Genomic DNA, 4,089 nt, shown 5'->3' on the forward strand with positions numbered 1-4,089 from the left:
CCAACATCAGCAGCGCGAAACGCCGACCTCACGCGCTGGCTTGACTGGTTCAACCAGTCACGACCACATTCTGCACTGGGCGGCCTCCCGCCAATCGCAAGGGTGAATGACCTTCTGAGAACTCACAGCTAGGGCCGCGCGCGTCCCGCCGGGGCGGGCGCCCATGGCGCACGTCCCGGTGGGGCGGGACGTGCGCGGACCGTGGCTTTTGGCCACGGTCCGGTCCGACCGTTGCACTCGGGGTCTTGTGGCGGGATTGCTTTTGCCATCGCGTACCGAACGTCGAAGTGCGCGGGGCAGGTCAGGGCGGGGGCAGCCTTACCCCTTGGGCCGGTTGAACCGCCCTTCGATCTGCGCGCCGCTTTCGATCACCAGCGAGGTATAGGTCACGTCCGCCTCGACCTGCGCGGTGGCGCGCAGGGTGAAGGACTGGGTGGAGACGCGGCCGTCAAGCTTGCCCTTCACCTCGACCGTTTCGGAGGAGACGGTGCCTTTGACCGCGCCTTCGCCGCCGATCATCAGGCTGCGGGCGGTGAGGTTGCCCTCGATGTCGCCGAACACCTCGACCGAACCGGTGGAGGTGATCTCGCCCGTGATCCGCAGGTCCGAGGCGAGGACGGATTTCCCGGCATTCGGGTTGGGCGCGCGGGCCGGTTGTGGCGCGGCGGGGGCGGTGTCGGGCTTGCTGAACATGGTGTCCTCCGAAGGGTGCGGAGATAAAGGGGGAATGGCGCGATGCGGTCAAGGGGCGAGACGGCGGGCCGCGGGGGCTGGGCGGCGGCGTGCTGTCTTTCCGGCGCGGCGGTGTCGGTTCCGGACCGGACAGGCGGGGGGGCGGGATGGTCAGATGGGCGGGGAATCAGCAGACGGGGCAGCGCGGGCCATGCAGGGTAATGAATTCTTCCGTCCGGTCTCGGGCTTTGACCTGCCGCGATTCGCGGGCATTCCGACCTTCATGCGGCTGCCGCATGTGGGGCTGGACGATCCGCGACTGGCCGAGGTGCAGATCGGCCTGATCGGTGCGCCATGGGACGGGGGGACGACGAACCGGCCCGGGCCGCGCCACGGGCCGCGCCAGTTGCGCGACCTGTCCACCATGATCCGCGCGCAGAACGGGGCGACATGGGTTGCGCCCTTCGACTTGGCGCGCTGTGCCGATCTGGGCGATGTGGCGCCCAATCCGGGCGATCTGATGGACAGTCTGGCGCGGATGGAGGCGTTCTATGACCGCGTGGTGGCGGCGGGCATCCTGCCGCTGACGGGGGGCGGGGATCACCTGTGCAGCCTGCCCATCCTGCGGGCGGTGGCGAAGAAGCGTCCCGTGGGGATGGTGCAGTTCGACAGCCATACCGACCTGAACGACGTCTATTTCGGGACCAGCCGCTATAACCATGGCACGCCCTTCCGCCGCGCGGTGGAAGAGGGGCTGATTGACCCTGCGCGCTATGTCCTGATCGGCATAAGGGGCACGGCCTATGGGCGCGAGGACTGGGATTTCGCCGCCGCCAACGGCATCCGCATCATTCCGGTGGGTGAATTCCACCGGAGGGGCGTCGAGGATGTGATGGCCGAGGCGCGCGAGATCGTCGGCGAGGGGCCGACCTATCTGACCTATGACATCGATTTCGTCGACCCGACCTTTGCCCCGGGGACGGGCACGCCCGAGGTGGGCGGGCCGAATTCCTGGCAGGCGCTGGAGGTGGTGCGGGGCTTGCGGGGGGTGGACCTTGTGGGGGCCGATCTGGTGGAGGTCAGCCCGCCCTTCGATCCGTCGGGCGGGACGGCGTGGCTGGGGATTTCGATCATGTTCGAGATCCTGTGCCTGATGGCGGAGCGGGTGGCGGGCCGCTGAACGGGGGCGTTGCCCCCGCGCGTCGCCGGGGCGACGCTTCCCCCAGGGTATTTGGACCGAGATGAATGAGCAGGGTGCAGGGATGGATATCGATCTGGTCGTGAAGAATGCACGGGTGATCACGATGGATGCGGGGCGGCCTTTCGCCAGTGCCGTTGCGGTGCGTGGCGGGCGGATCGCTGCGGTGGGGGGCGAGGAGGTTGCCGCGCTGGCCGGTGCGGGGTGCCGCGTGGTCGATGCGGGGGGGCGGACGCTGCTGCCCGGTTTCGTGGAGAGCCATCTGCATCTGGTGCTGGGGGGCGCGGAGCTGGTGCAGTTGCAGATCGGGGGCGTCATGGGGTTCGAGGCGCTGCGCGCGGCCTTTCTGGGATATGCGGCGAAGAATCCTGACCGTGCGCTGTTGATGGCGCAGGGGGCGGCTTACGAGATCCTTGGCGCGCCGGTGACGCGGCAGGATCTGGACCGTGTGATCGCGGACCGTCCCATCGCGATGATGGCGCCCGATCACCATACGGTCTGGGCCAATACGCTGGCCCTGCAGGAGGCGGGGCTGCTGCACGGGGCCCCGATGCCGCACGGGCATGAGGTGGTGATGGGGCCGGATGGCACCGCGACGGGCGAGCTGCGCGAGTTCGAGGCCTTCGGTCCCGTGCTGGCGCTGGGGGGCGAGGCGCATCTGCAGCTGGGCATTGCCACGGGGGGCGAGCCGGAGCCGTGGCCGGATGACGCCACCTTTGCCGCCGATCTGGACAAGGTGGCGGCGGGGCTGGCGCATTGCGCGGCGCACGGGATCACCACGATGGTGAACATGGACGGCAACCGCTATACCTGCGCGCTGCTCGCGGCGCTGGAGGCGCAGGGGCGGCTGACGGCGCGGGTCAAGGTGCCCTTCCACATGAAGCCGCATATGGAGCTGTCGGAGCTGGAGCGCGCCAGCGCCATGGCGGCAGAGTATGGGGGCGACTGGGTGCGCTCGGGTTTCGTCAAGATGTTCATGGACGGGGTGGTGGACAGCCGCACCGCCTATATGCTGCACGACTATCCCGGGCATCCGGGGCATCGGGCGGACCCGCTGTTCGCGCCGGAGCGGTTCAAGGCCATCTGCACCGAGATCGACCGGCGCGGCTTGCAGATCGCCGTCCATGCGATCGGGGATGCCGCCGTGCGCCAGACCATCGACGGGTACGAGGCGGCGGGGCGCGCGAACGGCCTGCGCGACATGCGCCACCGGATCGAGCATATCGAGCTGATCGACCGCGCCGATGTGCCGAGGCTGGGCGCGCTGGGGATCACGGCCAGCGTGCAGCCCCCGCATCCGCCCGGGGTGATGGATTTCCCGATGTCGACCATGGACCACGTGTTCCACCGCGACCGCTGGAAGGACGCCTATCTTTGGAAGAGCCTGAAACAGGCGGGCGCGCCGGTTGCCTATGCCAGCGACTGGCCGGTGACGGATGTCTCGGTCATGCGCGGGATACAGGCCGCGCTGACGCGGGTTCCCTATGAGGGCGCAGGGGACGAGCGGCTGGACCTGATGGAGACGCTGCACGCCTATACGGCGGGCGGCGCCTGGGCCGGACATTGGGACGACATCACCGGCACGCTGCGGGCAGGGATGGCGGCGGACATGGTCCTGCTGGACGGGGATATCGAGTCGGTGGCGCCCGACCGGATCGGAGCGATGGGAATCGCGCTGACCGTGGCGGGGGGGCGCGTGACCTATGCGGCCGAGGGGTTTGCCCGGGCGGAGGGGTGATTCACGGTCGGGCAGGGGGGTCAATCGGGGTGACTCGGTCAGGATTCGCCCGACAGGCCGCCGCGAAGGCGATATCTTCGGGGCGGACAGGGCGGGGGCCAAGCGGAAAATGACGCAAGCCCCCGCGAAAACCCCAAGTTTTCTTGGGTTGCCGAAAAAATCGTCATCACCCTGTCATTTTTCCTCTTGCGGTCCCCCGACGCGATCCGTAGATAACGCCTCACCGAAGACGAAGAGACGCTGAAACGCAGAACGAAGTCGACGGAAGTTGCGGCAGAAGTCGTAGCGAAAAAACTCTGGAGGCAAGGCGGGAAGCGACGCTGGTAGCAGCGTGCGGCTTGTTTTGTGTCTGGAACGCTCTTTGACAAGATGATGAATGAAGGGATATGCGGGCGGTTTGGGCGCATCGGCGTCAGATCGCAGCATATCGGCCTAGTAGGGATTTCGGTTCCGATGATCTAGGTGTCAGCTTCACGGTTTG

General features: G+C 67.8%; 4 protein-coding genes. 3 read left to right on the forward strand and 1 reads right to left on the reverse strand.

Annotated features, from left to right (window positions below):
• On the forward strand, nt 1–132 hold a 132-nt coding region (locus tag GU927_RS20735), incomplete at its 5' end, for an integrase core domain-containing protein (RefSeq protein WP_161764224.1).
• A 186-nt stretch (nt 133–318) separates the two neighbouring features.
• Here GU927_RS20735 and GU927_RS20310 read toward each other — a convergent pair.
• Nucleotides 319–693: a bactofilin family protein gene (locus tag GU927_RS20310; protein ID WP_161764225.1), complete on the reverse strand. Its 375-nt coding sequence runs from the start codon at nt 691–693 to the stop codon at nt 319–321.
• 190 nt (nt 694–883) lie between these two features.
• On the opposite strand from GU927_RS20310, the gene GU927_RS20315 reads away from it, so the two are divergent.
• A complete protein-coding gene (locus GU927_RS20315; protein ID WP_161764226.1) occupies nt 884–1,852 on the forward strand; it encodes an agmatinase in 969 nt (322 codons plus the stop codon).
• A gap of 82 nt (nt 1,853–1,934) precedes the next feature.
• Entirely contained in the window at nt 1,935–3,608 is a 1,674-nt protein-coding gene (locus GU927_RS20320; RefSeq protein ID WP_161764227.1) for an amidohydrolase, read from the forward strand.
• The last annotated feature ends 481 nt before the right edge of the window (nt 3,609–4,089 follow it).

The organism is Paragemmobacter amnigenus, assembly GCF_009908265.2.
Lineage (GTDB): Bacteria > Pseudomonadota > Alphaproteobacteria > Rhodobacterales > Rhodobacteraceae > Paragemmobacter > Paragemmobacter amnigenus.